Origin of the sequence: Georgenia sp. EYE_87 (genome assembly GCF_023148685.1) — a bacterium.
In the GTDB taxonomy this organism is placed as follows: Bacteria; Actinomycetota; Actinomycetes; order Actinomycetales; family Actinomycetaceae; genus Georgenia.
In genome coordinates this window covers 1-23,425 of sequence record NZ_JAHXNL010000001.1, presented here as the reverse complement: position 1 = coordinate 23,425, position 23,425 = coordinate 1, and the positions used below count along the sequence as shown (strand labels likewise).

Annotated in this window: 20 protein-coding genes; 6 read left to right on the top strand and 14 right to left on the bottom strand. The window is 71.0% G+C overall.

The genetic code is table 11. From position 1 onward, the window contains the following. Nucleotides 1-183 precede the first annotated feature (183 nt). The 4 genes from KZX45_RS00100 to KZX45_RS00085 all read left to right on the top strand — a co-directional run bounded on the left by KZX45_RS00100 (nucleotide 184) and on the right by KZX45_RS00085 (nucleotide 3,927). A complete protein-coding gene (locus KZX45_RS00100) occupies nucleotides 184-1,413 on the top strand; it encodes a CpaF family protein (protein ID WP_374112502.1) in 1,230 nt (409 codons plus the stop codon). After that, nucleotides 1,410-2,354, top strand: coding sequence for a type II secretion system F family protein (locus tag KZX45_RS00095; protein ID WP_248255688.1), 945 nt, complete (start codon nucleotides 1,410-1,412; stop codon nucleotides 2,352-2,354). Before KZX45_RS00100 ends, KZX45_RS00095 begins: the two co-directional genes overlap by 4 nt. Before the next feature lie 26 nt (nucleotides 2,355-2,380). Next, nucleotides 2,381-3,277, top strand: a complete 897-nt coding sequence (locus KZX45_RS00090; protein WP_248255687.1) for a type II secretion system F family protein — start codon at nucleotides 2,381-2,383, stop codon at nucleotides 3,275-3,277. A gap of 179 nt (nucleotides 3,278-3,456) precedes the next feature. Continuing rightward, nucleotides 3,457-3,927, top strand: coding sequence for an A24 family peptidase (locus KZX45_RS00085; protein ID WP_248255686.1), 471 nt, complete (start codon nucleotides 3,457-3,459; stop codon nucleotides 3,925-3,927). Nucleotides 3,928-3,931: 4 nt separating this feature from the next. Here the strand turns inward: KZX45_RS00085 and KZX45_RS00080 are convergent, their stop codons facing one another. The 6 genes from KZX45_RS00080 to KZX45_RS00055 all read right to left on the bottom strand — a co-directional run bounded on the left by KZX45_RS00080 (nucleotide 3,932) and on the right by KZX45_RS00055 (nucleotide 11,336). Then, nucleotides 3,932-5,089 carry a cation:proton antiporter gene (locus KZX45_RS00080; RefSeq protein ID WP_248255685.1) on the bottom strand — a complete coding sequence of 386 codons (1,158 nt, stop codon included), beginning with the start codon at nucleotides 5,087-5,089 and terminating at the stop codon, nucleotides 3,932-3,934. Nucleotides 5,090-5,099: 10 nt separating this feature from the next. Further along, the gene (locus KZX45_RS00075) at nucleotides 5,100-5,585 is read right to left on the bottom strand and encodes a cation:proton antiporter regulatory subunit (protein ID WP_248255684.1); all 486 of its coding nucleotides are present in this window, start codon (nucleotides 5,583-5,585) and stop codon (nucleotides 5,100-5,102) included. 72 nt (nucleotides 5,586-5,657) lie between these two features. After that, entirely contained in the window at nucleotides 5,658-6,809 is a 1,152-nt protein-coding gene (locus KZX45_RS00070) for a nitronate monooxygenase family protein (RefSeq protein ID WP_248255683.1), read from the bottom strand. 2 nt (nucleotides 6,810-6,811) lie between these two features. Further along, a complete protein-coding gene (locus KZX45_RS00065; protein WP_248255682.1) occupies nucleotides 6,812-7,804 on the bottom strand; it encodes a hydroxymethylglutaryl-CoA lyase in 993 nt (330 codons plus the stop codon). Beyond that, nucleotides 7,801-9,762: a biotin carboxylase N-terminal domain-containing protein gene (locus KZX45_RS00060; RefSeq protein ID WP_248255681.1), complete on the bottom strand. Its 1,962-nt coding sequence runs from the start codon at nucleotides 9,760-9,762 to the stop codon at nucleotides 7,801-7,803. The genes KZX45_RS00065 and KZX45_RS00060 overlap by 4 nt, the downstream gene beginning before the upstream one ends. After that, nucleotides 9,759-11,336: a carboxyl transferase domain-containing protein gene (locus tag KZX45_RS00055; protein ID WP_248255680.1), complete on the bottom strand. Its 1,578-nt coding sequence runs from the start codon at nucleotides 11,334-11,336 to the stop codon at nucleotides 9,759-9,761. The genes KZX45_RS00060 and KZX45_RS00055 overlap by 4 nt, the downstream gene beginning before the upstream one ends. Nucleotides 11,337-11,417: 81 nt before the next feature. Between KZX45_RS00055 and KZX45_RS00050 the strand changes: the two genes are divergently transcribed. Next, nucleotides 11,418-11,993 (top strand): TetR/AcrR family transcriptional regulator, encoded by a 576-nt coding sequence (locus KZX45_RS00050; protein WP_248255679.1) that lies wholly within the window; start codon nucleotides 11,418-11,420, stop codon nucleotides 11,991-11,993. Between the two features lie 6 nt (nucleotides 11,994-11,999). Here the strand turns inward: KZX45_RS00050 and KZX45_RS00045 are convergent, their stop codons facing one another. From KZX45_RS00045 to KZX45_RS00035, 3 genes are all read right to left on the bottom strand, one after another. Next, on the bottom strand, nucleotides 12,000-13,952 hold the full coding sequence (locus KZX45_RS00045) for a SpoIIE family protein phosphatase (protein WP_248255678.1): 1,953 nt from the start codon (nucleotides 13,950-13,952) through the stop codon (nucleotides 12,000-12,002). A gap of 258 nt (nucleotides 13,953-14,210) precedes the next feature. Continuing rightward, complete coding sequence (locus KZX45_RS00040) at nucleotides 14,211-14,702, bottom strand: hypothetical protein (protein ID WP_248255677.1); 492 nt, start codon at nucleotides 14,700-14,702, stop codon at nucleotides 14,211-14,213. A gap of 140 nt (nucleotides 14,703-14,842) precedes the next feature. Further along, nucleotides 14,843-15,610, bottom strand: coding sequence for an enoyl-CoA hydratase-related protein (locus KZX45_RS00035; protein WP_248255676.1), 768 nt, complete (start codon nucleotides 15,608-15,610; stop codon nucleotides 14,843-14,845). 158 nt (nucleotides 15,611-15,768) lie between these two features. On the opposite strand from KZX45_RS00035, the gene KZX45_RS00030 reads away from it, so the two are divergent. Beyond that, nucleotides 15,769-15,969, top strand: a complete 201-nt coding sequence (locus KZX45_RS00030) for a hypothetical protein (protein ID WP_248255675.1) — start codon at nucleotides 15,769-15,771, stop codon at nucleotides 15,967-15,969. Nucleotides 15,970-16,059: 90 nt separating this feature from the next. On the opposite strand, the gene KZX45_RS00025 is transcribed toward KZX45_RS00030, so the two are convergent. The 5 genes from KZX45_RS00025 to KZX45_RS00005 all read right to left on the bottom strand — a co-directional run bounded on the left by KZX45_RS00025 (nucleotide 16,060) and on the right by KZX45_RS00005 (nucleotide 23,296). Continuing rightward, nucleotides 16,060-17,580, bottom strand: a complete 1,521-nt coding sequence (locus KZX45_RS00025; RefSeq protein WP_248255674.1) for a catalase — start codon at nucleotides 17,578-17,580, stop codon at nucleotides 16,060-16,062. Continuing rightward, the gene (locus tag KZX45_RS00020; RefSeq protein WP_248255673.1) at nucleotides 17,577-18,017 is read right to left on the bottom strand and encodes a Fur family transcriptional regulator; all 441 of its coding nucleotides are present in this window, start codon (nucleotides 18,015-18,017) and stop codon (nucleotides 17,577-17,579) included. Before KZX45_RS00020 ends, KZX45_RS00025 begins: the two co-directional genes overlap by 4 nt. A 60-nt stretch (nucleotides 18,018-18,077) precedes the next feature. After that, on the bottom strand, nucleotides 18,078-19,403 hold the full coding sequence (locus KZX45_RS20135; protein WP_248255672.1) for an SWIM zinc finger family protein: 1,326 nt from the start codon (nucleotides 19,401-19,403) through the stop codon (nucleotides 18,078-18,080). Continuing rightward, nucleotides 19,400-22,186, bottom strand: a complete 2,787-nt coding sequence (locus KZX45_RS00010) for a hypothetical protein (protein ID WP_248255671.1) — start codon at nucleotides 22,184-22,186, stop codon at nucleotides 19,400-19,402. Before KZX45_RS00010 ends, KZX45_RS20135 begins: the two co-directional genes overlap by 4 nt. 198 nt (nucleotides 22,187-22,384) lie before the next feature. After that, a complete protein-coding gene (locus KZX45_RS00005) occupies nucleotides 22,385-23,296 on the bottom strand; it encodes a D-hexose-6-phosphate mutarotase (protein ID WP_248255670.1) in 912 nt (303 codons plus the stop codon). Nucleotides 23,297-23,425: the final 129 nt, after the last annotated feature.

The following is a 23,425-nucleotide window of genomic DNA, read 5'->3' as shown; positions in this document are numbered from 1 at the left end:
GTACCGGCAGACGCACAGGACAGCCCTGAGGCGCGTCCGTCGCTCACGTCGGCCCTTGATCGGCGGCGCGCTGCCTCGACTGGGACCTCCACGACCGCCGGCGCCTCTGCGCCGACCGACGGGAGGGGTAGCGACGCCCTGACCAAACTTAAGGACCGCGCATCCAACGCCCTATTCGAACGCATGGGTGCCCGCCTGAACGACACCTCCCTTAGCGAGCAGCAGCTGCACAAGCTCGTGCGCACCGAACTGAACCAGGTGGTAGAGGAAGAAAAGGTTCCCCTTTCCGCCGAGGAACGCCTGCGCCTCATCCGCGACGTGCAGGACGACGTTCTGGGGCACGGACCGCTCCAGCGACTGCTCGACGACCCCGACATCACCGAGATCATGGTTAACGGCCCCGAGATGGTCTATGTCGAGCACAAGGGCAAGCTCACCCGCAGCGATGCCCGATTCGCCTCCGAGGAGCACCTGCGCCGCATCATCGAGCGCATCGTGTCCCGCGTCGGACGCCGCATCGACGAGTCCTCGCCGCTCGTCGACGCCCGCCTCCCCGACGGCTCACGCGTCAACGCCGTCATCCCGCCTCTCGCCTTCTCCGGCTCGTCGCTGACCATCCGCAAGTTCTCGAAGGATCCCTTCAAGGTGGCGGACCTCATCAACTTCGGCACCCTCACGCCCGAGATGGCCGAGCTCCTGCACGCGTGCGTGGAGGCACGGCTCAACGTCATCGTCTCCGGGGGCACCGGTACCGGTAAGACGACCCTCCTAAACGTGCTCTCGTCGTTCATCCCCAACGACGAACGAATCGTCACGATCGAGGACGCGGTCGAGCTCCAGCTCCAGCAAGAGCACGTGGTCCGGCTGGAGAGCAGGCCCCCCAACATTGAGGGCAAGGGCGAGATCAGCATCCGTGACCTGGTGCGAAACTCCTTGCGTATGCGACCCGACCGTATCGTTGTCGGCGAGGTCCGAGGCGGCGAGAGTCTCGACATGCTGCAGGCGATGAACACGGGTCACGACGGCTCGCTGTCCACAGTGCACGCGAACTCTCCACGGGACGCGATCGCGCGCCTGGAGACCCTGGTTCTGATGGCCGGCATGGACCTGCCGCTGCGCGCCATCCGCGAGCAGATCGCCTCTGCCGTCGATGTCCTTGTCCAACTCACTCGCCTTCGGGACGGGACCCGCCGCGTCACCGCCGTCACAGAGGTCCAGGGCATGGAAGGGCAGACAGTCACCCTCCAGGATGCGTTCCTCTTCGATTACTCGGCCGGCGTGGACACCAACGGTCGCTTTCTCGGGACTCCGGTTCCGACCGGAATCCGCCCCAGGTTCACCGACCGATTCCAGGAGCTCGGGATTCACCTGTCTCCCCGGGTGTTCGGCACCCCCACCGGGACCTTCCGATGATCGGCCAACTTCCACCGGCCGCCGTCGTCGGTCTGGGATCAGGCGTACTAGCCATCGCCGTCACGGTCTACCTGCTGCTTGCCCCCCGACCGGTGCGGCTACCGGCTGACCGTCGACGCCCGTACGCCGACGAGTCGTCGGGCGCGCTGGCCCTGGGCGCGAGTGTAGCCACAAGTGCCATCGGCAGGCTGATGGGCGTACGTGCGTCGGGGATTGGTTCCGTGCTCGAGCAGGCCGGCGTCAAGACCCGGTTCCAGGACTTTATCTTCCTCGTCGTGGTCGCGAGCCTGGTTGCCGGCGCCCTCGGCACTCTGGTCGGCGGCCTCCTGCTCGGCGTGCTGTTCGCCGCGATCATCCCGGTCTGCGCCCGGATCGTGCTCTCGGTCAAGGCGGACCGCCGTCGCGCGGCATTCGCGGATCAGCTCGACGACTCCCTGCAGCTCATGGCAAGTTCGCTGCGCGCCGGGCACAGCATGCTCCAGGCTCTGGACTCCGTGGCTCGAGAGGCCGAAGAACCAACCTCGGAGGAGTTTGCCCGAATCATCAACGAGACACGCCTCGGTCGTGAGGTGAACGCCGCGCTCGAGGAGACGGCGGCACGGATGGGCAGCGAGGACTTCGTCTGGGTGACCCAGGCCGTCGCGATCAACCGGGAGGTCGGGGGCAACCTCGCGGAAGTGCTCGACGGCGTCGGGAACACGATCCGCGAACGCAACGACATCCGGCGACAGGTCAAGACGCTCGCCGCGGAAGGCAAGCTCTCCGCCTACGTGCTGATGGCGCTGCCGTTCGGCATCACTGGCTTCCTCACCTTCGCCAATCCTGAGTACATCGGGAAATTCACCGAGAGCTTCATTGGATATATACTGATCGTCATCTCGGTCGTCCTCCTCGTCGTCGGTGGAATCTGGATGCGCAAAGTCGTCCAGATTAAGTTCTGACGGATCCGGAACGAGGAGGATCATTCGTGCCGGTCTCCGTAGCCGTCGGCATCGCCGTCATCAGCGTGGCGCTGGGTCTGTTGGTCTGGACACTCGTCGTGGGACCCGACCGGAATCGCCAGCGCGCGCTGTCCAACCTTAACCGAGGGCTGAACCACGTCGTCCTCGGACAGGATGGTGACGTCGCGCCTCAGGCCAGGACGGGGCTCGAATCTCTCGCCCGACGCCTGACCGCTCCTGGGATGGTGCGCTCGCTGGAGAAGCTACACGCGCGCGCCGGCCGCCCGGCCGCCTGGTCCGTAGATAGGTTGCTCGTCCTTAAGCCCGTGGCCGCGCTTCTCGCAGCGTTCGTAACGTTGCTGCTGGTCAGCTCGTCAGCGAGCCCCCTTATGGTATTGATCGGCAGCCTTGCAACCATCGTCTGCTACTTCCTGCCCGAGCTGCTCCTGTACAGCCGTGGCATCGAGCGCAGCGAGAAGATCACGCTCGAGCTCGCGGACACCCTCGACCAGATGACCATCGCGGTGGAGGCCGGGCTGGGCTTCGACGCCGCCATGGCCCGCGCGGGCAAGAACGGCACCGGCCCGCTGGCCGAGGAGCTGGTGCGGACGCTGCAGGACATCCAGATGGGTCAGTCCCGTCGGCGGGCCTTCGAGTCGCTGGCCAGCAGAACCGACGTCCAGGACCTCCGACGGTTCATCCGCGCGGTGATCCAGGCCGACGCCTACGGCATCGCGATCGCGGATGTCCTCCGCACTCAGGCCTCGGAGATGCGCCGGAAGCGACGTCAGCGCGCCGAGAAGAAGGCCATGGAGATCCCGATCAAGGTCATCTTCCCCCTGATGATGTGCATCCTTCCGGTGCTTTTCATCGTCCTCATGGGTCCGGCGGCCATGGACATCGTCGACGCGTTCAGCGCGTGAGTGGCGTGTTGCTCGCCGCCACGACCGCTCTCGCCAGCGCGGGCGGGGCCTTCGCTCTCAAGAACTCCCTCCGCCGCGCTCCAGTACGCAGGTCGTCGCCCTGGTTCTCGCCACTCGCTGTGGGGCTCGCGGCTCTCGGCGGTGCGGGGGCTGCGGTACTCGGAACGACGTGGGCCGAGGTGCTGGCGTTCTCCGCCCTGGCATCTGCATGTGCCGTGCTTATCGTCATAGATCTCGCCGAACATCGGCTCCCCGACGTGATCGTCTTGCGGATGTACCCGGCCATGCTGGTCCTGCTAACCCTCGCCGCCGCGGTTGAGACGCAATGGGATGATCTAGGCCGCGCCGCTGTCGCAGGAGGCGTACTGCTCACCGTGTACTTCGCAATGGCGTACGCCTATCCCGCCGGCCTCGGCCTCGGCGACGTCAAGCTTTCAGGAGTCCTCGGGCTCTTCCTCGGTTGGTTCGGCTGGTCCCACCTTCTCCTCGGCACGTTCGCTGCCTTCGCCATCAACGCAATCGTCGTGGTCGTCCTGCTCGCACTGAGGAAGGCGACACTGAAGTCCGACGTGCCGTTCGGACCGCCGATGATCGCCGGCGCTGCGGTCGGTGCGGCGTGGGGCCCGGTCGTCTTCCCCGGAATCGGCTGACCGGTTATCCATGGCCTGCTCGCGCCGGAGTTGGGCCCACCGCTGTTCGAGCGAGCACGGGTCCAAGTACAGCGAGAGCCAGCACATAACCGGCAGCGACCTGGCCGACCTCGGTCAGTCCGGCCGACGTGGCCAGGCCAGCGATCACGATGGAAAATTCCCCACGTGCAACCAGCGCCGTGCCCGCGCGCAGACGACCACGCCGTGCCACACCGTCGCGTCGGGCGGCGTACCATCCGGTAAGCAATTTCGACCCGGTCGTGACCACCACGAGCACGAGAATCGCCGGCAGCACCGGCCACAGCCCGCCGGGGTCGACTGAGAGCCCGAAGGCAAAGAAGAAGATGGCGGCGAAGAGGTCGCGTAGCGGGCGAAGGATCGTGCGAGCTCGGTCGGCGAACGACGCCGGAACGGCGATGCCGACCAGAAACGCCCCGATGGCGGCTGAGGCACCCACGGCCTCAGCAAGCCCCGCCACCAACATCGTCAGTGCGAACAACCGAAGCAGCACCTGCTCGTCGTCCGGATGAGCGAGCAACCTCCCGAGCCGGTGGCCGTGCCGGTGCGCTGCGGCGAGCACGAGCAGCACCGTCCCGGCCGCCAGCGCGACCGCCGCGACCGCCCGCAGCGGACCGGTGCCCGCCAGGGCGACAGCGAGGAGCGGCAGGAACAGCGCCATTGCGATGTCCTCGAGCACGAGAACGGACAGCACCGCCGGCGTCTCCCGGTTGGCCAGCCGACCGAGGTCGTCGAGCAGGCGCGCGACGATGCCGGAGGACGAGATCCACGTGACGCCCGCCAGCGCCATCGCCCCTTCCCAGGGCAGCCCGATGACCAGACCGACCACGAACCCTGGCGCGGCGTTGAGAACAAGATCGATCAGCCCCGACGGCGCATGGCGTCGCAAGGACACCACTAGCTCCGTGGACGAAAACTCCAGGCCCAGCGCGAGTAGGAGAAGCACCAGCCCGATCTGAGCGGCGCCCTCGATGAACGGCCCCGCCTCCGTCAGTGCGGCGACCCCACCCTCACCCAGGGTCAGCCCTGCCAGCAGTGTCAGCGGGATGGTGGAGAGGCCAACGCCGCGTGCGAGCATGCCGAGAAAGGACAGCAGGAGGAAGACCACACCGAGCTCCAGCAGGAGCACGGCGGCGCCCTCCACGGCATTCTCCTCAGCCCTGCACGCTGAGGAGCGAGCTGAGCTTCTCCAGGCCCGCCTCCGACCCCACTGCCACAAGCACGTCTCCCTCGAGCAGCGGCTCGTCAGGACCGGGACCCGGGACGATCTCCGAGTCGCGGACGACCGCGACGATCGAGCAGCCCGTCAGCGTGCGTGCCCGCGTCTCCCCCAACGGCTTCCCCGCATACGGGGAGCCGGGCCTCACGCTCAGTCGCGCGGAGTTGAGGCCGGGCACCTCACGGGAGAGGTCGGCGAGTCGGTGCGCCATCCGCGGCGCTCCGAGGATGTCGGCGACGGCGTCCGCCTCGTCGGTGTCGAGGTGGACGACGGTCCGCGCCTGGTCGGGATCGTCCGAGTCGTACACCGCGATCTCGACAGGTCCTTCCCGTTTCACCACGATCCCGATGAGCAGGTCGGTACGGGTCCTGAGCTCGTACTTGATGCCCACGCCGGGCAGCAGCGTCTCGACCACGTCCATGCAGAAATCGTCCCACCGCGGGGCCGCCCGGCGGTCCCGAACGCCATCGCGACGGCGAAACGCCAGGCCACGTCAGCGGCGGACGGGCTCCACCAGCCGACCGATCTCCCGCAGGCGCGCCTCGCAGCCCTCGACGATGTCCCGCACGATCTCCCCCGTCGGCCGCAGGTCACGGAAGCTGCCGACCACCTGCCCGATGAAGAACGACTCCAGCTCGCGGGCCCGCTCGCTGCCCTTCTCGGCGGTGACGTCGATCCGCTCCCACGCCTCGCGCACGAGCATCGACTGCAACGGCATCGGCAGCGGCGACGGCGCCCCCTCCGCCTGCCACTCGTCGAGCCAGGCGCTCCGCAGCTGTCGGGCGGACTTCCCAGTGCGGGTCGGGGAGACGATGGTGTCCGAGCTCGAAGCCGCCAGCAGCTTCTCCTTGATCACCCGGCTGGCCGCGTCCTCGTGGCTCGAGAGCCACACCGACCCGGCCCACCCGCCGGCAGCGCCGAGCGCGAGCGCCGCCGCGAGCTGCGGCCCGCTCGCGATCCCACCTGCGGCAAGGACCGGCACGTCTCCGGCGATCTCGACCACCTCCGGCGTCAGCACCATCGTGGCGACGTTGCCGGTGTGCCCGCCGGCCTCCGTGCCCTGGGCGACGATCAGGTCGACTCCGGCGGCCAGCTGCTTCTCCGCGTGCTCCCGCTTGCCCACGAGGGCCGCGATGGGCACGCCCCGCGCCTTCGCGCGCTCGAGCATCGCCGGCGGCGGGGTGCCGAGGGCGTTGGCCACCAGCGCGATGCGGTGGGAGAAGGTGACGTCGAGCAGCTCGGAGACGATCGCCGCGTCCATGTTGGTCTCGAGGCTGGCGTCGATGCGGCCGAGGCGGTCGAGCGCGTCGTCCTCGCTCACCGGCGGGATCCCGTACTTCTCCAGCAGCCCCTCGACGAACCGTCGGTGGCCCTCGGGGATCTGGCGGCGCAGGTCGGCGACGAGCTCCCCGACGTCCCTCTGGGTGGTCTTGGTGGGGACCAGCAGGTCGACGCCGTAGGGCCGCCCGTCGAGCTGCTCCTCGATCCAGGTCAGCTGGGCGTCGAGCTCCTCGGGTGTGTACATGGTGGCGCCGAGGACGCCGAGCCCACCGGCGCGGGAGACCTCGACGACGACGGCGGGGGTGCGGTTGAACCCGGCGAGCGGGTGCTCGACGCCGACAAGCTCGGTGAACGCGGTACGCATGGTCACTCCTCGCTGGACGGTGCGGCCGAGGCCGCGGTGGATGAGCTCGCAAGCGCCCGGACGGCGCGCGAAGGGCTGGGGCGGCCGAGGTGCTCGGCCAGCCACACCGAGGTGCCGACGAGGGCGGCGAGGTCGATGCCGGTATCGATGCCGAGGCCGTGGAGCTGCCAGACCAGGTCCTCGGTGGCGAGATTGCCGGTCGCGCTCCTGGCGAACGGGCAGCCGCCGAGCCCGCCCGCGGCGGCATCGACAGTCGTGACGCCGCGCTGCACGGCGGCGAGCGTGTTGGCGAGGGCCTGGCCGTAGGTGTCGTGGAAGTGCACCGCCAGGCGGTCGACGCCGAGCCCGGCCTCGCCGAGCGCGTCGAGGAGGGCGACGACGTGGCCCGGGGTGGCGACGCCGATGGTGTCGCCGAGCGAGAGCTGGGTGCAGCCGAGCTCCATCAGCCGGGTGGCGACGGCGACCACCTGCGGGATCGCGACGTGCCCCTCCCAGGGGTCGCCGAAGCACATGGACAGGTACGCCCGGACCGGCAGCCCCTCGGCCGTGGCACGGGCGACGACGGGCGCGAACATCGCGAGCGACTCGTCGACGGAGCGGCCGAGGTTCGCCTGGGCGAACGAATCGGTCGCCGACCCGAAGATGGCGATCTCGCGGACGCCGCTCGCCAGTGCGCGGTCGAGCCCGCGCTCGTTGGGCACGAGAACGGGGTACCGCACGCCGTCGACCCGGTCGATAGCGGCCAGAAGTTCCTCCGCGTCCGCCAGCTGAGGCACGAGCCCGGGCCGGACGAAGCTGGTGACCTCGACAGTGCGCAGTCCGGCGCCGACGAGTCGGTGCACCAGCTTGGCCTTCACCTCGACCGGCACGACGGCCGCCTCGTTCTGCAGCCCGTCGCGCGGGCCGACCTCATAGACGTCCACCCGCGCCGGAAGCCCGGCTAGCGGAACCGCCATCGGCGTCGGGAAGGTCGTGGGCCGTGACGTCGCGGTCATGGCTCCTCCCCCACGGTGAAGAGCATCTGCCCGAGCGTCACCTGGTCGCCGGACCGCACCCGCACCTCGACGGCCCCCGTATGCGGCGCCGTCAGTGCGGTCTCCATCTTCATCGCCTCCAGAACCCCGAGGACGTCGCCCGCCTCGACGTGCTGCCCCGTCCGCACCCGCACGTCCCGCACCAGACCGGGCATCGGCGCCGTGACCAGGCCGTCGCTGAGGATCGCGCGCTCGTCGGTGCGCCGGTCAGGCACGGTGAACCGGCGGGCCTGCCCCTCGTGTGCCACCCAGACCGCACCGGCGCCCATATCTCCTCCGGCGTCGATCACGACGCGATGGGTCACACCGTCCACCTCCAAGAGCCACGACGCGACGAGCGGCGCCGCGAGCGCCCGCACGGACCAGCTCCGGTCCCCCACCGACATCCGCCCCGCGGCGCGGTCCACCCGCACCTCGTCCCGGACGCCGTCGTGCTCGATCTCGAGCAACACCGGGGCGGGCGGGCCGCCGAGCCGCCAGCCGTCGCAGGCGCCGAACGGGTGCGCCGGCTCCACCTTCCGCGAGCGGTCCGCGAGCGCCCACGCGGCCGCACAGAGCGAGGCGTCGTCGGCAGGGACCGGGAACGCCCCGGGCGTGCGGTCGAGCCAGGCGGTGTCGATCGCGGCGTCGCGGAACTCGTCGGAGGCCACGAGCCGGCGCAGGAAGCCGGTGTTGGTGGTCAGCCCGAGGATGTCCGTGTCGTCCAGGGCGGCCACCATGGCGCGCCGCGCGACCTCGCGCGTCGGGCCGTGGGTGATGATCTTGCCGAGCAGCGGGTCGTACCAGGTGGTGACCTCCTGGCCGCTCTCGAGGGCTGCGTCGACGCGCGCCCGCGTCGGCCACCGCACCGTGGTCGCGGTCCCTGCCTGGGGCAGGAACCCGCTCGCCGGGTCCTCGGCGTAGACCCGCGCCTCGATCGCGTGCCCGCGCGCCACGACGTCGCCTTGCGCCAGGGGCAGCGGCACCCCCTGCGCGACCGACAGCTGCAGCGCGACGAGGTCCAGCCCCGTGATCAGCTCGGTGACGGGGTGCTCCACCTGGAGCCGGGTGTTCATCTCGAGGAAGTACGCCTCCTCCCCCGCCACGAGGAACTCCACGGTCCCGGCCCCGACGTAGCCGACCTCGCGGGCCAGCCGGACCGCCCCGCTGGTCACTCTCTCGCGGACCGCGTCGGAGATCGTGGGCGCCGGCGCCTCCTCGACCACCTTCTGGTGCCGCCGCTGCACGGAGCAGTCACGCTCCCCCAGGTGCAGCACGGTGCCGTGGGCGTCGGCGAGCACCTGGACCTCGACGTGCCGCCCGCGCTCGACGTACCGCTCGACCAGCAGGGTGTCGTCGCCGAACGCCGCCTTTGCCTCTCGCCGGGCCGCGGCCAGCGCGTCGGGCAGCGCAGCGGCGTCGCGGACGATTCGCATGCCCTTCCCACCGCCCCCGGCGGCGGCCTTGACCAGCACCGGCAGGCCGAGATCCGCCGTCGCCGCGACCAGGGCTGCGTCGTCGTCGCCCTCGACCGCGGGGAGCACCGGCACCCCGGCCTCGACGGCGAGGTGGCGCGCCTCGTCCTTCCGGCCCATCCGGGCCACGACCCCCGACGGCGGCCCCACCCACACCAGGCCGGAGTCCTCGACGGCGCGGGCGAAGGCGGCGCTCTCGGAGAGGAACCCGTACCCGGGGTGGACGGCCTCGGCGCCGGTGCGGCGGGCGGCGTCGAGCAGCGCGGGGATGGAGAGGTAGGAGTCCTCGGCGGGCGCGGGGCCGAGGCGGACGGCGGTGTCGGCGGCGCGCAGATGCGGGGCGCCGATGTCAGCGTCGGAGTAGACGGCGACGGTGCGCAGCCCGGCGGCGCGGGCGGCGCGCAGCACCCGCAGCGCGATCTCGCCGCGGTTGGCGACCAGCAGGGAGGTGAACACGGCGCTCACATCCGGTACATCGCGGCGACGGGCTCGGGCACGGGCGCGTTCGCGGCGGCCGCGAGGCCCAGGCCGAGGACGCGGCGGGTGTCGACCGGGTCGATGACGCCGTCGTCCCACAGCCGGGCGGTGGAGTAGTACGGGGAGCCCTGGCGCTCGTACTGCTCGCGGATCGGGACCTTGAAGGCCTCTTCGTCCTGGGCGGACCACTCCTGGCCGGCGCGCTCGAGGCCGTCGCGGCGCACGGTCGCGAGCACGGACGCGGCCTGCTCGCCGCCCATCACGGAGATGCGGGCGTTGGGCCACATCCACAGGAACCGCGGGTCGTACGCGCGGCCGGCCATGCCGTAGTTGCCGGCACCGAACGAACCGCCGATGACGACGGTGAGCTTCGGGACCACAGACGTGGCGACGGCGGTGACGAGCTTGGCGCCGTCCTTGGCGATGCCGCCGGTCTCGTAATCCTTGCCCACCATGAACCCGGCGATGTTCTGCAGGAACACCAACGGGATCCCGCGCTGGTTGCACAGTTCGATGAAGTGGGCGCCCTTGAGCGCGGACTCGGAAAACAGGATCCCGTTGTTCGCGACGATTCCCACCGGGTACCCCCAGATGCGGGCGAAGCCGCACACGAGGGTCTCGCCGTAGAGGGCCTTGAACTCCTGCAGCCGCGAGCCGTCGACGATCCTCCGGATCACCTCGCGCACGTCGTAGGGCGTGCGGGTATCGGTGGGGACGACGTCGTACAGCCCCGCCGGGTCCTCGGCCGGCTCCTCCCGCGGTGCTTGGCGCAGGGACGGTTCCGTGGGCCGTTCCAGCGTGGCGACGACGGAGCGGAGGATCTCCAGCGCGTGCGCGTCGTCCTCCGCGAGGTGGTCGACGACGCCGGACCGGCGGGCATGGACGTCTCCACCGCCGAGCTCCTCGGCCGTGACGACCTCGCCGGTGGCCGCCTTCACCAGCGGCGGCCCGCCGAGGAAGATCGTGCCCTGGTCGCGCACGATCACGGACTCGTCGGACATGGCGGGGACGTACGCGCCGCCGGCGGTGCACGAGCCCATCACGGCGGCCAGCTGCGGGATGCCGCGGGCGGAGAGCTGGGCCTGGTTGTAGAAGATGCGGCCGAAGTGGTCGCGGTCCGGGAACACCTCGTCCTGCATGGGCAGGTAGGCGCCGCCGGAGTCGACGAGGTACAGGCACGGCAGCCGGTTCTCGGCGGCGATCTCCTGGGCGCGCAGGTGCTTCTTGACCGTGACCGGGTAGTACGTGCCGCCCTTGACGGTGGCGTCGTTGGCGACGACGACGCACTCGCGCCCGGCCACGCGCCCGATCCCGGTGACGATGCCGGCGGCTGGGACCTCGTCGTCGTACATCCCGGTCGCGGCGAGCGGTGAGAGCTCGAGGAAGGGCGACCCGGCGTCGAGCAGGCGGTCCACGCGGTCGCGCACGAGCAGCTTGCCGCGGTCGACGTGCCGCTTCCGGGCGCTGTCGCTGCCGCCGAGGCGGGCGGCGGCGAGACGCTCGCGCAGGTCCTCGGTGAGCTCGGCGAGGCCGAGCTGCCCGAGGCTCGCTCCGGCGGGCATGCGCACCTCCACGGCTCGGTGGTCGTCGTCGACCCACTCGGAGGTTAGCCATCGTTAACCTTCGCTGTCTACCATGACGGGATGACCGTTCCAGGTCCGGCCGACATCGCGGTCCCCCGCCGCGAGCAGATCCTGCGCGCCGCCGCCGAGCTCTTCGCGCGCTCGGGATTCGGCGGGGTGTCGGTGGACGACATCGGCGCCGCGGTCGGCATCTCCGGCCCCGCGCTCTACCGCCACTTCCCGGGGAAGAAGGCGCTCCTGAGCGAGCTCCTCGTCGGGATCAGCGAGGAGCTGGTCGCCGGCGCACGCGAGGTCGTGTCCACCCGGCCGCCGCGCGACGCGCTGGAGGCGCTGGTGGACGGGCACGTCACCTTCGCGCTGGAGCACCCGGCGCTGATCACCATCCAGTCGCGCGACCTCGACCGCCTCCCCCGCACGGAGCAGGAGCACGTGCGCCGGCTCCAGCGCGAGTACGTCGAGCTATGGGCCCAGACACTGCGTGCCGTGAGCTCCGACGTCGACGAGCCCACCGCCCACGCCGCCGCGCACGCGACGTTCGGGCTCATCAACTCCACGCCGCACAGTGCGCGGCTCGGCCGGGCTGCGATGGCCGCGTTGCTGCGCGAGATGGCCCTGCGAGCCCTGCTGGCTACCTAGCGCCGGTCAGCGCGCCGGCCGCGGCCGCACGGCGACGAGCGCCATGTCGTCCTCGGGGGCGTCCGGCAGCAGGCGGCGGACGAGCTGGTCGCACAGCCGCTCGATACGGTGCTCGTCGCGCAGGTCCCCGAGGGTCGCGCGCAGCCGGTCGAGGCCGTCGCGGAGCCCGCCCGAGTCCCGTCGCTCGACGAGCCCGTCCGTGTAGAGGACCAGCGTGTCCCCGGGCGCCACGGTCAGCGTCTGCTCCGTGCGCACGGTTCCGGGACGCAACCCGAGGAGCAGGTTCGTCCCGGTGAGGGTGACGACGGCGCCGTCGCCGTTGAGGAGCACCGGCGGAGGGTGACCGGCGTTGGACCAGCGCACGACCACGTCGCCGTCGTGTCCCGCTGGCTCGAGGACCAGGACGACGGCGGTCGCGACCGACTCGCTCGCGACGGCGTCCATGGCCCGGTCGAGCTGGGCGAGGAGCGCGGCGGGGTGCGGTGGCGTCGTGGCGCCGATGCCGCGGAGCATCGAGCGGAGCTGTCCCATCGTGGCCGCGGCCTGCAGGTCGTGGCCGGAGACGTCCCCGATGACGACGACGGTCGGCCCGTCGGGGTGCTTGAAGACGTCGTACCAGTCCCCGCCCACCTTGGCCGCCTGCGCCGCCGGCACGTACCGCACCGCGACGTCGAGGTCGTCGAGCTGCGGCGGCGCGGTGAGGAACGAGCGCTGCAGCTCCTCGACGACGCCGCGCTGGCTGGCGTAGAGGTAGGCGTTGTCCAGCACGAGTCCGGCACGGGAGGCGATGTCCCGGGCGGTGACGAGGTCCTGCCCATCGAGCGGGGGGCGGCCTGGGCCGTTGAACAGGCTGATGGCGCCGAGCGTGCGGCCGCGGCCGCGGAGCGGCAGGACGGTCGCCGACTCGGGGGCCAGCTCGGTGATGAGCTCGTGCGCCCGCCCGGGCACGAGCACGCCTCGGATCCGGGCGGCCGCGTCGTCGGGGACGCGCACGACGTCGGTCGTGCGCAGTGTGCGCAGGAGGAACGACTCGTCGGTCAGTGCCCCCATCCGGTGGCGGCAGTACTCCTCGACCAGCGGCCGCGCGGCAGGGTCGGCGTGCCACCATCCGACGTCGCGCATGGTCGCCGGGGTGGGGAGTCCGGCAGCGCCGACGGAGACGTCCGCATCGGCGAGCGTGACGACGCACCAGTCCGCGAGGCCCGGCACGAGGGTCCGGGCGAGCGCGGCGACGGCCTCCTCCGCGTCGAGGGTCTGCGCGAGCGAGCTGGTCACCGCCGCGGTGAGCTGGGCGCGACGGGCGACCTGCTCGGTCTGCTCCTGGAGCCGGCGCCGCTCGGTCACGTCGAAGAAGTACACCGAGAGCCCCTCGGAGGTCGGCATGGCGCGGACCTCGTACCAGGCGTTCAGCGGCAGCGGGTAGTGCGCGTCGAAGCTCATCGGCTCGCCGGACCTCATGGCGCGGCGGTAGTAGGTCTCGAAGGCGATGCCGAGCGCGGCCGGGTAGAGCTCCCAGATGTCGCCGTCGAGCAGCTCCCCACGGGACCGCCCGAGCACCCGCTCCGCCTCGGCGTTGACGTAGGTGAACCGCCAGTCCCGGCTCAGGGAGAAGAACGCCGTCGGCAGGGCCTCGAGCAGCTCGGCCGCCCGGTGGAGGCCGGCGCGCAGCGACGGGAGGACGACGCCGACAAGGCCGATGACGAGGCCGGTGACGTCGTCGCGGATCACCTGGCCCCGGGTCGTGATCCACCGGTCGGGCCCGTCGAGCACGCGGAACTCGTCCTCGAACCAGACACTCTCCGCGATGGCGGTCGTCACGACGCGGCTGAGCCGTGGCAGGTCGTGGGGGTGGATCTGCTCGGCCAGCGCGGTGGCCCGAAGGGGCCCGGGCTCGTGGGGGGTCCCGAGCACCGCGGAAGCCTGCCCGTCCAGCCAGACGACGGAGGCGGAGAGATCCATGCGGTACGCACCGATGCCGGCCTTCGCCATCCCGGTCAGGGCGAGCTCGTCGGCAGCCAGAGCAGCCCGGTCAAGCCCGGATGCGCCGGGCGCGCGGCCGGTGCGGTCGTCGGAAGTGGCGTCGTCGGTAAGCAGGGGTCCTCCACTCAGAGCAATTTCATCGTCGGGAGAACAACCCGGCCGCCTGCCGCAAGGGTATGGCATGCGCGGGAGGGACGTCCTTGTGTAGTTGGCATCACGCCGCGGCGAGTGGCCGCCTCAACGCCCGAAGAAGCGACCCCAGTCCAGGGCGTCCCCGAGAGCTCGGTCGCTGAAGCCGGGGTGGGACCGGCGCAGGTGGTCCATGTCGGCGTTCCAGTCCAAGTGTCCGTACCCCATGCGGATGCCGTCCGTGATCAGGGCGTTGGCACGCGCGGCGGCCTCGGAGAGCTGCTCATGCGTGTAGAGGTCCCCGAGAGCGTCGGCGAGCTTGATCGGCCCGAGACCGACCTCGGAGTCGTGTCGGGAGTAGCGGCTGTTGAAGTAGTAGATGGAGAACACCGCGTTGAGCAGGTCCCGTTCGCGAGCCTCGGCGATCATCTGCTCGCGTCGCACCAGGACCACCACCTGGTCCTCGTCGATCCGGGCCAGCGCGTCGTCAAGCTCCGTGCCGTAGCGCTCCGGAGGGAAGCCCGGGAGGTTGACCTGCAGCTGCTCGAGCGCGGCCTCGCGAAACTGCCTGCCCTCGACCATCCGGATCCCTTGGTGCATGGCGGCCGAGCGCAGTCTTGAGTCCAGCTCGTCTGGCGCCTCGTCCCGTCGGTCCCTGCGGCTCACGGGCGCCTCGATCTGTCTCCGGTCATCAGCGTGACCCTAGCGACGCGGTGCCGTCGGTGTCCGGTTTCCGCCAGCTAGTTCGACGGCGCCCACGACGGCGGCCGCTTCTGCGAGAACGCGGACAGACCTTCCTGCCCCTCGGCCGAGGCGAAGTGGGCGGCCGAGAGCCGGCCCAGCACCTCGAGCTCGCGGGCGTCGTCGTCGGGTGGGTCGGCGAGCACCGCTTTGGTGGCAGCGAGCGCGCGAGGGGCCCCACGCAGGAGTGCGTCCGCGTACCGGGCGACCTCGTCGTCGAGCCGGTCGGCGGGAACGGCGGCGTCGAGGAGGCCGATGCGCTCGGCGCGTGCGGCGTCGAAGACCTCGCCGGTGAGGAAGAGCGCGCGCAGCGCCTGGGGCTGGACGCGGCGGCGCAGCGGGACCGAGACGACCGCCGGGACGAGGCCGAGGCGGACCTCAGGGAAGGAGAACGTAACGTCGTCGGCGGCGACGGCGAGGTCGCACGCGGCGACCAGGCCGATCCCGCCCGCGCGAGCCGTGCCCGCCAGTCGGGCGACCGTCGGCTTGGGTGAGCCCATGAGGGCGACGAGCAGGTCAGGCAGCTCGGCGACGCCCTGCGAGTCCGCGTCGGCGCCGCGGGCCTCCTTGAGGTCGGCGCCCGCGCAGAAGACGGTCCCGGTGTGGGTCAGGACGAGAACGCGGACGGCGTCGTCGGCTATCGCACTCGCCAGGTGCCGGCTCAGGTCCCGTCGAAGGCCCGCCGACAGGGCGTTGCGGTTCTCCGGGGAGTCGAGCGTGAGGGTGCCGATCCCACCGTCGACGTCGAGGTGGACGAGCTCCGCCATGCCGGATCCCTTCGTCGGTGCCGTCACCGACCGTACCGCCGTCGTCGATCCAAGGCACTGCGCAATCTTGAGCACACTTCTCCGGACGTGGCGGGCGACGGTCGCTACCGTCCACCACAACACGCTAATTCGGTCGGAGGTCGACATCAATGCTGCTGATGAGCTCAACCTTGTCGCCGGACCCGTTCGCCTGGTTCGGCGCCCTAACCCTCGTGCTCCTTGTCATACCTGCCATCCTGGGCCTGCTGATCCAGTACTGGATCATCCGCATGGGGGTGAAGCACGGCATCCTCGCGGCAGACAGGCAGCGCGCCCGGACCACATGGGCGAGCAACGGCTGGGAGCGCGAACGCCTCTGAACAGCGCAAGGCCCGGTGACCGTCGGAACGGTCACCGGGCCTCGTGGTGCTGGGCGCGAAGCTGACGTCTCGCGCTGCGCTCAGGGCCGGTCAGCGGACGGCGACGGGCTCCTCGACGACCTCGTTGTCGAGGCCGACCTGCGGGTCACCCTTGCCGGCCAGCACGGCGGCCTGGATGCGGTCGCCGATCTCCTGGTCGACGTTCTTCCAGTACTGGAAGGCGTTCTGCAGGACGACGTCGTGCTGAACGCCCGCGAGGGCGCCGGCCACGGTCTCGACGAACTGCGCGCGCTGCGCGTCGTCGAACACCTCGCGGACGAGGGTGCCGGCCTGACGGAAGTCGTCGTCCTCGGCGTGCAGCGCGTAAGCGCTGCGCACCATCTCGCCGTCGGCCTCCCAGCCGTCGTCGACCGGGCCGGTCTCGTCCGACCACGGGCGGCCGAAGGAGTTCGGCGCGTAGACCGGGGCGTCACCGGAGTGCTCGAACGTCATGTTGCCGTCGAAGGTGTAGGACTTCACGGGGACGATCGGCTTGTTCACCGGCAGCTGCTGGTAGTTGGTGCCGATGCGGGCGCGCTGGGCGTCGGCGTAACCGAACACGCGGCCGAGCAGCATCTTGTCCGGGGAGACGCCGATGCCGGGGACCGTGTTCGACGGCGCGAACGCGGCCTGCTCGATCTCGGCGAAGAAGTTCTCCGGGTTCCGGTTCAGCGTCATTTTGCCGACCTTGATCAGCGGGTAGTCCTTCTTGGACCACACCTTGGTCAGGTCGAACGGGTTGAACCGGTAGGTCTTCGCCTCCTCGTACGGCATGACCTGCACGAAGAGCGTCCAGCTGGGGTGCTCGCCGCGCTCGATGGCGTCGAACAGGTCGCGGCGGTGGTACTCGGCGTCGGAGCCGGCGAGGCGCTCGGCCTCCTCGTTGCTGAGGAACTCCATGCCCTGGTCGGTGTGGAAGTGGTACTTGACCCAGAACTTCTCACCGGCGGCGTTGATCCACATGTAGGTGTGGGACCCGTAGCCGTTCATGTGGCGCCACGTCTTGGGCAGACCACGCTCGCCCATGAGGTAGGTGACCTGGTGCGCCGACTCGGGGTTCTGCGTCCAGAAGTCCCACTGCATGTCGGCGCTGCGCAGGCCGGAGGCGGGCAGGCGCTTCTGCGAGCGGATGAAGTGCGGAAACTTCATCGGGTCACGCAGGAAGAAGACCGGGGTGTTGTTGCCGACGAGGTCGTAGTTGCCCTCGGGCGTGTAGAACTTCAGCGAGAAGCCGCGGACGTCGCGCCAGGTGTCGGGCGAGCCCTGCTCGCCGGCGACCGTGGAGAAGCGGGCGAGCATGTCGACCTTGGCGCCCGGCTGGAACAGGGCGGCCTTGGTGAAGCGGGTGACGTCCTCGGTGGTCTCGAAGGTGCCGAACGCGCCGGAGCCCTTGGCGTGCGGGTTGCGCTCCGGGACGCGCTCACGGTTGAAGCTGGCGAGCGTCTCGACCAGGTGGACGTCGTGCAGGAGCAGCGGCCCGTTCGAGCCGAGGCTCAGGGAGTTGCGGTCCGAGACGGCGGGGGCGCCGAACTGGGTGGTCGAGGGCGCGTGTGCGCCGTTGGTCTCGCTCAAGAGATCTCCTTCGTTGATGCGGTTCCGGACAGGCAGGAGGGGCAGGTGCCCCAGTAGATGACCTCAGCGGTGTCGATCGCGAAGCCGTGGTCCTCGCTCGCCGTGAGGCACGGGGCGTGCCCGACGGCGCAGGGCACGTCGGCCACGGCGCCGCACTGGCGGCAGACGGCATGGTGGTGGTTGTCGCCGCGGCGCAGCTCGTAGCGGCCGGGCGAGCCGTCGGGCTCGATGCGGCGCAGCAGGCCGGCGCCGGTCAGAGCGTGGAGGACGTCGTAGACGGCCTGGGTGGAGACGGTTCCGAGGCGCTCGTGCACGGCGGCCCGGATGGTCTCGGCGTCGGCGTGCGGGTGTGCGGCGACCTCGGCCAGCACCGCCAGACGCGGCGCCGTCACTCGCAGCTGCGCCTCGCGGAGGAGCTCTGCGTGGGTAACGGACATGGTGTCATCAAAACACCTTTTCTGGAATCATTCAAGTTACGGAACGAGTTCAGGTGACGTTCACCGTCCGGTAAGGAGCTGCGCCGCAAGGACGTGCTTGCAGGGTCCCCGACTGCCGGCGTACTTGGCCCACCACGTGCACGTGCAGGTCGGTCGAGAGGCGTCGCCTCGGATCGAGTGCATGCTCCCGGACCCGGTCACGCGCCAGCCACCGGCCGTGGCGACGACGGCGCCCTCGGCCACCAGCGCCCGTGCCGCCCTGAGCCGCGGGTTGTCCTTCTCCGCCCGCGTGGCGTCGAGCGGGAGCTCTCGGTGGAAGTACGTCCCCGCCGTGAGGTCGAACCCGAGCCTGCCCGACGCGGCGACGACGCCGAGCCCGTGACGAACCGCGGTGACCGGGACTCCGGCGTGGGTGGCTAGCTCGTCCGGGTCGAGCTGTTGCTGCCAGGCGAGAAGCGGGACCAGCTCGCCTTCGACGTCGTCCTGGTCCGTCGCGCGACCCGCCCGGGCGAGGTCATGGAGAAGTCCGCCCTCGCCGGAGAAGCCGCGGTAGGGCTCCGGCGAGAGCATGAGGGTCAGGGCGCCGCCCGGGATGGCGAAGACCCAGGCGCTCGCCCCGCCGTCGTGCGCGTAGATGTCGAGGCGCGTGAAGAACCGGAGCAGGCGCCGGTAGGCGGTCAGACGCCCGCTCCCGGCGAGCCGGACGGCGCCGGCGGCGGTGCGTGGTACCGGGCGCAGGCCGCCGTGCGTCGGTCCTAGGTGGAGCGTCGGTCCGGGTGAGCCACCCGGCAGGCCGACGAGGAGGCTGGTCGCCTGGGGCCGCGCCAGGGTGGCGACGTGGCGCATGGCCGCGGCGATCACCGGCGTCTCGGCGAGGCCGCGGACCCAGCGGTCGGGGAGCTTGACCTTGCGCTCGACGTGCGCCTGCTCTGGAGTTGCCACGTTGATCCCGTCGGCGCCGACCTCGAGGTGCACCAACTCGGTGCGGCGCAGCGCCGCGAGCGCCGACCGCAGCGGGTCGTTGAGATCGACGTTGGTCGTGCCGAAGCCGATCTCGCCGGTGTCGAACGAATCCCCGCCCAGGTCCAGCCGGGCGTACACGCCGTTGCACGCGGAGAAGGACTCGGCGCGGAGCATGGTGCCCCCTGCCGTGATGACAGGATCGAGTGCGAGCAGGCTGAAGTTGGGGTCGAAGTACCGGGCGGCTGCCACGTCGGCAAGCGCGAGGAGACCCGCCGCCACCACCTCCGGGCGGGCCAGAAATCCCGAGAAGAACCGCGGATGGTCGACGACGCCGCCCGGGGTGACCCCGAGCGCGGTCGCGAGGGCGAGCTCGCGGTCGTTCCCCCGGTCGAGGAGCCGCGAGGGGACCAGGTAGCCCGTCACGACGCCGCACCCGGTGGGACGTTCGGCACCGTCGCCAGCCCGGCGTTGACGAGCACGCCGGCTCGACCCAGGTCCCCCAGAACCGCCAGGAGTGCCCTGGCCTCGGTCAGCGCCTTGCTGCTCCCCCGGCGACCGACGAAGTTTTCGAGCCCCTCGACATGCCGTTCTTCCGGGGGTACGGCCGCGCAGTGCCGGCGGAGGATGGCGAGCACGTCGGCGGTCCCGGTGCGGACCTTCGCCTCCGCCATCAGCGCCGTGGCGACTGCGCTGAGGGCGGGCCAGACGGCGCCGAGCGCGCCGGCCAGAGCGATCTGCTCGCAGGCGGCGGCGAACCTGCCGGGTGTCAGCTCGCCGGTTCGCTGCAGGGCGAGCGTCGCCTCCCGGAGATGCTCGGCGCTGAAGGCGCCCCGTCCGGCGATCTCGAGCGCGGCGTCGACGGCCCGCTGGCGCGAGTCCGGCGCGGGGGCGCTGAGCCCGTGCGCGAGGGCGAGGTGCGTGGCCGGTCCGCCGGCTCCCGTGCACCGCGCGACCTGGCCGAGCAGGCGCGGCCCGTCCTTGGAGTGAGCGCGATGGCTCTCCAGCCAGTAGGCCGCGGAGAGGTCCCTCCACGAAGGGACGGCCGAGGCAGCGAGGTCGGCCGTGAGGTTCCACGTCGTGACGACGTGTCGCTCGCTGTCCCCGACACCGAGAAACAGCGTCGGAGGGGCCGAGGGGAAGTAGCTCGGATGGACGGGGAGGGTCACGGCGGGGCCGCTCACGCGCACGACCGTCGGCGTGCCGTGAATCCGGCCCATGTCTCTGCCGTACGGGTCCGGGACGGGTGGGCCCTCCCACAGTGCTGAGCGCAGCGGTGGGAGCCCGCCCCGTGCGACCCAGGCATGCGCCAGGGCTACACCGTCGAGCCGGGTGTCCCGCGGTTCGGTGGCCCTCGGCACGGCAAAGCCGGTCAGCTCCGTCGCCCGCTCCGCCGGTACGGGCTCCAGCCGGAGGAGGGCGAGCAGCAGGTCCAGCTCGCCGTAGCGGGCGCGGGCGCTGCTGTACGCCCGCAGGCGGCCCACCAGGTCCTCGACCGTCACCACGCCGTTCTCGAGGCTCGGCGTGCTCAGCAGGCACGGCACGTGGCGGGCCAGCAGCTGGGCCTCGGACAGCCGGGCCATGAGAAGAGCACCTGCGGGTGTGAGGCCTGTCCACCTGGAGGACCGGGACCGGGGCTCGCCAGGCATCGGTAGGGTCTCCAGAAGCTCCCGGATCAGCTGCTCATGGTCCGCCTGGCTCCAGCGGAACCGGTCCAGGAGGGCGCGACTGACCAGCCCGGCATCGAACGCACGCTCTCGGCGAAGGCCGGCGAAGAACTTCCCTATCTCCCGCCGGTGGCGGGGAACCGACGCGACGTAGCACGCGAGCAGCGCCTCCTCCCCCGCGGCCCCCGGCCTCGCCTCGACCGCCGAGAACGCCGCGGTGAACGCCTCCACGCCCGCGCCGAAGAGCGGCTGCCGCCCGACCGGGGACGCCGGCGGGAGCGAGTTCCACAGATCCAGCAAGTCGAGGCCCGACGCGCCGGACCGGACCGGCTGCGCACCGCCGCTCAGCTGACCCAGCAGCTCGGCCGCACGTTGACTGACCCGCAGGTCGTCGAGCTCGGTCGCGGCACCGAGCGCCGTGACCAGTGTTTCCCGGGCGTGGACCGACGTGGTCGCGCGGGCGGCGCTCTGCTCCGCCGTCGCCGCCTTCACCGCCCGCGCGAGGTAGGACATCAGCTGCGTGCGCTGCTTCTTCTCCTTCCTGGCGAAGACGACGAATGCCAGCTCCTCCAGGTCCTCGTCGGCCAGGTCGGACTCGAGCAGCGGCCCCAGGATCACCGCGGAGGCCGACCCGTGCCCGGCGGAGATGATGCTGAGTGCCAGGGCATGCCGGTCGGCAAGGTCCGCCGGCCCGATCTGCAACGCACGCAGCACGTTCGCGAGGTACTGCTGCTCCGAGGCACGCGGGTTCCGCGCCAGCCGGGTCAGCGCCTCGTCGACGGCCTCGTCCCGCGCCACGACGCCTTCGTCGACCAGGGCCGCCAGCACCGGTGGGAGCTGGGCGACCGGACGAAGATCCTCGTGCGGTCCGAACAACGGGCGGGAGACCAAGTGAGGTGCCACCTGGGCAAACAGCGGGTCCAGCCGGCACACGGCTGTGAAGTCGAGACCTTCGGCCCGGTAGTCGCGCACCTGGATGTCGCCGTCCGCCGAGATCCAAGGCTGGGTGAACCCCTGCGTGGTGCGTCGTTCGACGAAGGTGCCGTCCCACTTCGCGACCGACATCCTGTAGTACTCGCCCCAGGCCTGGATCAGCCCGGGGGTGACGGGCGGCCGGATCCCGAGATGGAGGATGAGCGGGAGGCAGAGGACCGGCACCTCTCGCCGGTCCCACGGGAAGCTGCTCTCGGCGGAGAGCGCCGCGTGGAAGAACTGCTCCGCCCACTGATTGCCGCGCGAGACCACAGTCGCCAGGAGAACCACCGGGTCGATCGCTACCGCGCGCCAGAACATCCGGTCGGCCGCCATGCTGCCGGTGGGCGCGAGCGCCAGCACCGCCCGCGCGCACAGCAGCACCCGCGGTTCACTCACCTTCGGGTGATTCCCGCCTTCCGGCATGCGCGGCGCCACGCGCGCCTCGACGGCGTTGCCCAGAAGCTGCCGGTCCGTCGACGAGAGCGCGGTCAACCACGTGTCGAACGCTGCCACATCGCCGCGAGCTATCAGGTACGCCAGCTCGTCGACCAGCCACCTTCCGTCCATTCCGGCCTCCCCGCGCATCACGACGCGGTTGTCCACGCGTCACACATCGTCCGAAAAGTAGCGGAGCGGAGCGCGACGTGTGAGCGGAACGGGTGTTCGTGGTGTGGCCTCGTGTGAGCGGATCGCGCGACCGTGATGAGGGCGGTCGAACTGCGGGCCGGATCCGCCGTGACGGCCGGATCCGGCTCTAACGCAGCGTCAGACGCGCGCGGCGACGGCGTAGCGCGCCGTCATCGTGTGGGTCTCCCCCGCCGCCAGGGTGACGGCGTCATCGAGCGCGTTGGCGGTCTCGACGCACACCATGGTGGGCCACTCGGCGTCGTCGTAGTCGGGCATCGCGGCGGCCTTGGCGGTCCACGGGTTCCACACCACGGTGTTGGCCGAGTTTTCCTTCGCCGCGGTGATGGCGCGGGCCATCGCCGGGTCGACGACGGTGGCGGTGCCGACAGAGCGGTAGACGCGGTCGGTCTCACCGGTGAAGGTCACAGGACCCTCCTGCGTGAAGAGCTCCCCGGTCCCACCGGGGGCCTTGTCGAGGTACCGGGCGCCGTCGAGCCCCTCGACCGTGACGGCGGTGACGTCCTTGACGGCGAGGTAGGTGTGCAGGGCCTCCTCGTAGGAGTACTCCTCGGAGCCGGTGTTGCGCACCGACAGCGCGAGGGTGAGCTCGGCGCCGAAGGTCACCGTGTAGGTGAGCTCGAAGGGCTTGGTCCACTTGTCCGCGCCCGGGAGCCCGGAGATGTCGGCGTCGGTCAGACGCAGCGTGAGCGTGACGACGCCGTCCGCGTCCTCCGCCCCGACGAGCGTGAAGTCGGCGAGGCGGGCGAAGCCGTGGGCCGGGGCCAGGCCGGGCTCGCGACCCGGGCCGAACCACGGCCAGCAGATCGGGACGCCGCCGCGGATCGGCTCGCGAGGCGCGAACATGCTCGCCTGGCTCATCCAGATCACCGGGTCCTGGCCGGCCGGTGTCCAGGAGGCGACGTGAGCACCGTGGAGGTAGACCTCACCGGTGGCGACGGGGGTCGAGACCCCCAGGACGGGCAGTCCGCCCTCGCCGTCGGCGAGCGTGACGGAGTCGGGCAGATCGACGGTGATCAACGAAGAGGTCATGGGTTTCTCCTATGTCAAGCCGCTGCCGCGTAGGCGGTTGCGGCGGCGGTCGACTGGTTGTTGTGCTTGTTTTTCAGGGTGTTGTAGACGACTCGGGCGAGTCGCCTCTTGAGGCAGCGCAGGGCCTCG

Coding starts and splice junctions, on each gene's coding strand:
- KZX45_RS00040 (WP_248255677.1), bottom strand. CDS start 14,702: ATGCACCAAGGGATCCGGATGGTCGAGGGCAGGCAGTTTCGCGAGGCC.
- KZX45_RS00065 (WP_248255682.1), bottom strand. CDS start 7,804: ATGACCGCGACGTCACGGCCCACGACCTTCCCGACGCCGATGGCGGTT.
- KZX45_RS00075 (WP_248255684.1), bottom strand. CDS start 5,585: ATGGACGTGGTCGAGACGCTGCTGCCCGGCGTGGGCATCAAGTACGAG.
- KZX45_RS00095 (WP_248255688.1), top strand. CDS start 1,410: ATGATCGGCCAACTTCCACCGGCCGCCGTCGTCGGTCTGGGATCAGGC.
- KZX45_RS00005 (WP_248255670.1), bottom strand. CDS start 23,296: ATGACCTCTTCGTTGATCACCGTCGATCTGCCCGACTCCGTCACGCTC.
- KZX45_RS00035 (WP_248255676.1), bottom strand. CDS start 15,610: ATGGCGGAGCTCGTCCACCTCGACGTCGACGGTGGGATCGGCACCCTC.
- KZX45_RS00100 (WP_374112502.1), top strand. CDS start 184: ATGGGTGCCCGCCTGAACGACACCTCCCTTAGCGAGCAGCAGCTGCAC.
- KZX45_RS00045 (WP_248255678.1), bottom strand. CDS start 13,952: ATGGATCTCTCCGCCTCCGTCGTCTGGCTGGACGGGCAGGCTTCCGCG.
- KZX45_RS00070 (WP_248255683.1), bottom strand. CDS start 6,809: ATGCGTACCGCGTTCACCGAGCTTGTCGGCGTCGAGCACCCGCTCGCC.
- KZX45_RS00020 (WP_248255673.1), bottom strand. CDS start 18,017: ATGTCCGTTACCCACGCAGAGCTCCTCCGCGAGGCGCAGCTGCGAGTG.
- KZX45_RS00050 (WP_248255679.1), top strand. CDS start 11,418: ATGACCGTTCCAGGTCCGGCCGACATCGCGGTCCCCCGCCGCGAGCAG.
- KZX45_RS00010 (WP_248255671.1), bottom strand. CDS start 22,186: ATGGACGGAAGGTGGCTGGTCGACGAGCTGGCGTACCTGATAGCTCGC.
- KZX45_RS00055 (WP_248255680.1), bottom strand. CDS start 11,336: ATGCCCGCCGGAGCGAGCCTCGGGCAGCTCGGCCTCGCCGAGCTCACC.
- KZX45_RS00030 (WP_248255675.1), top strand. CDS start 15,769: ATGAGCTCAACCTTGTCGCCGGACCCGTTCGCCTGGTTCGGCGCCCTA.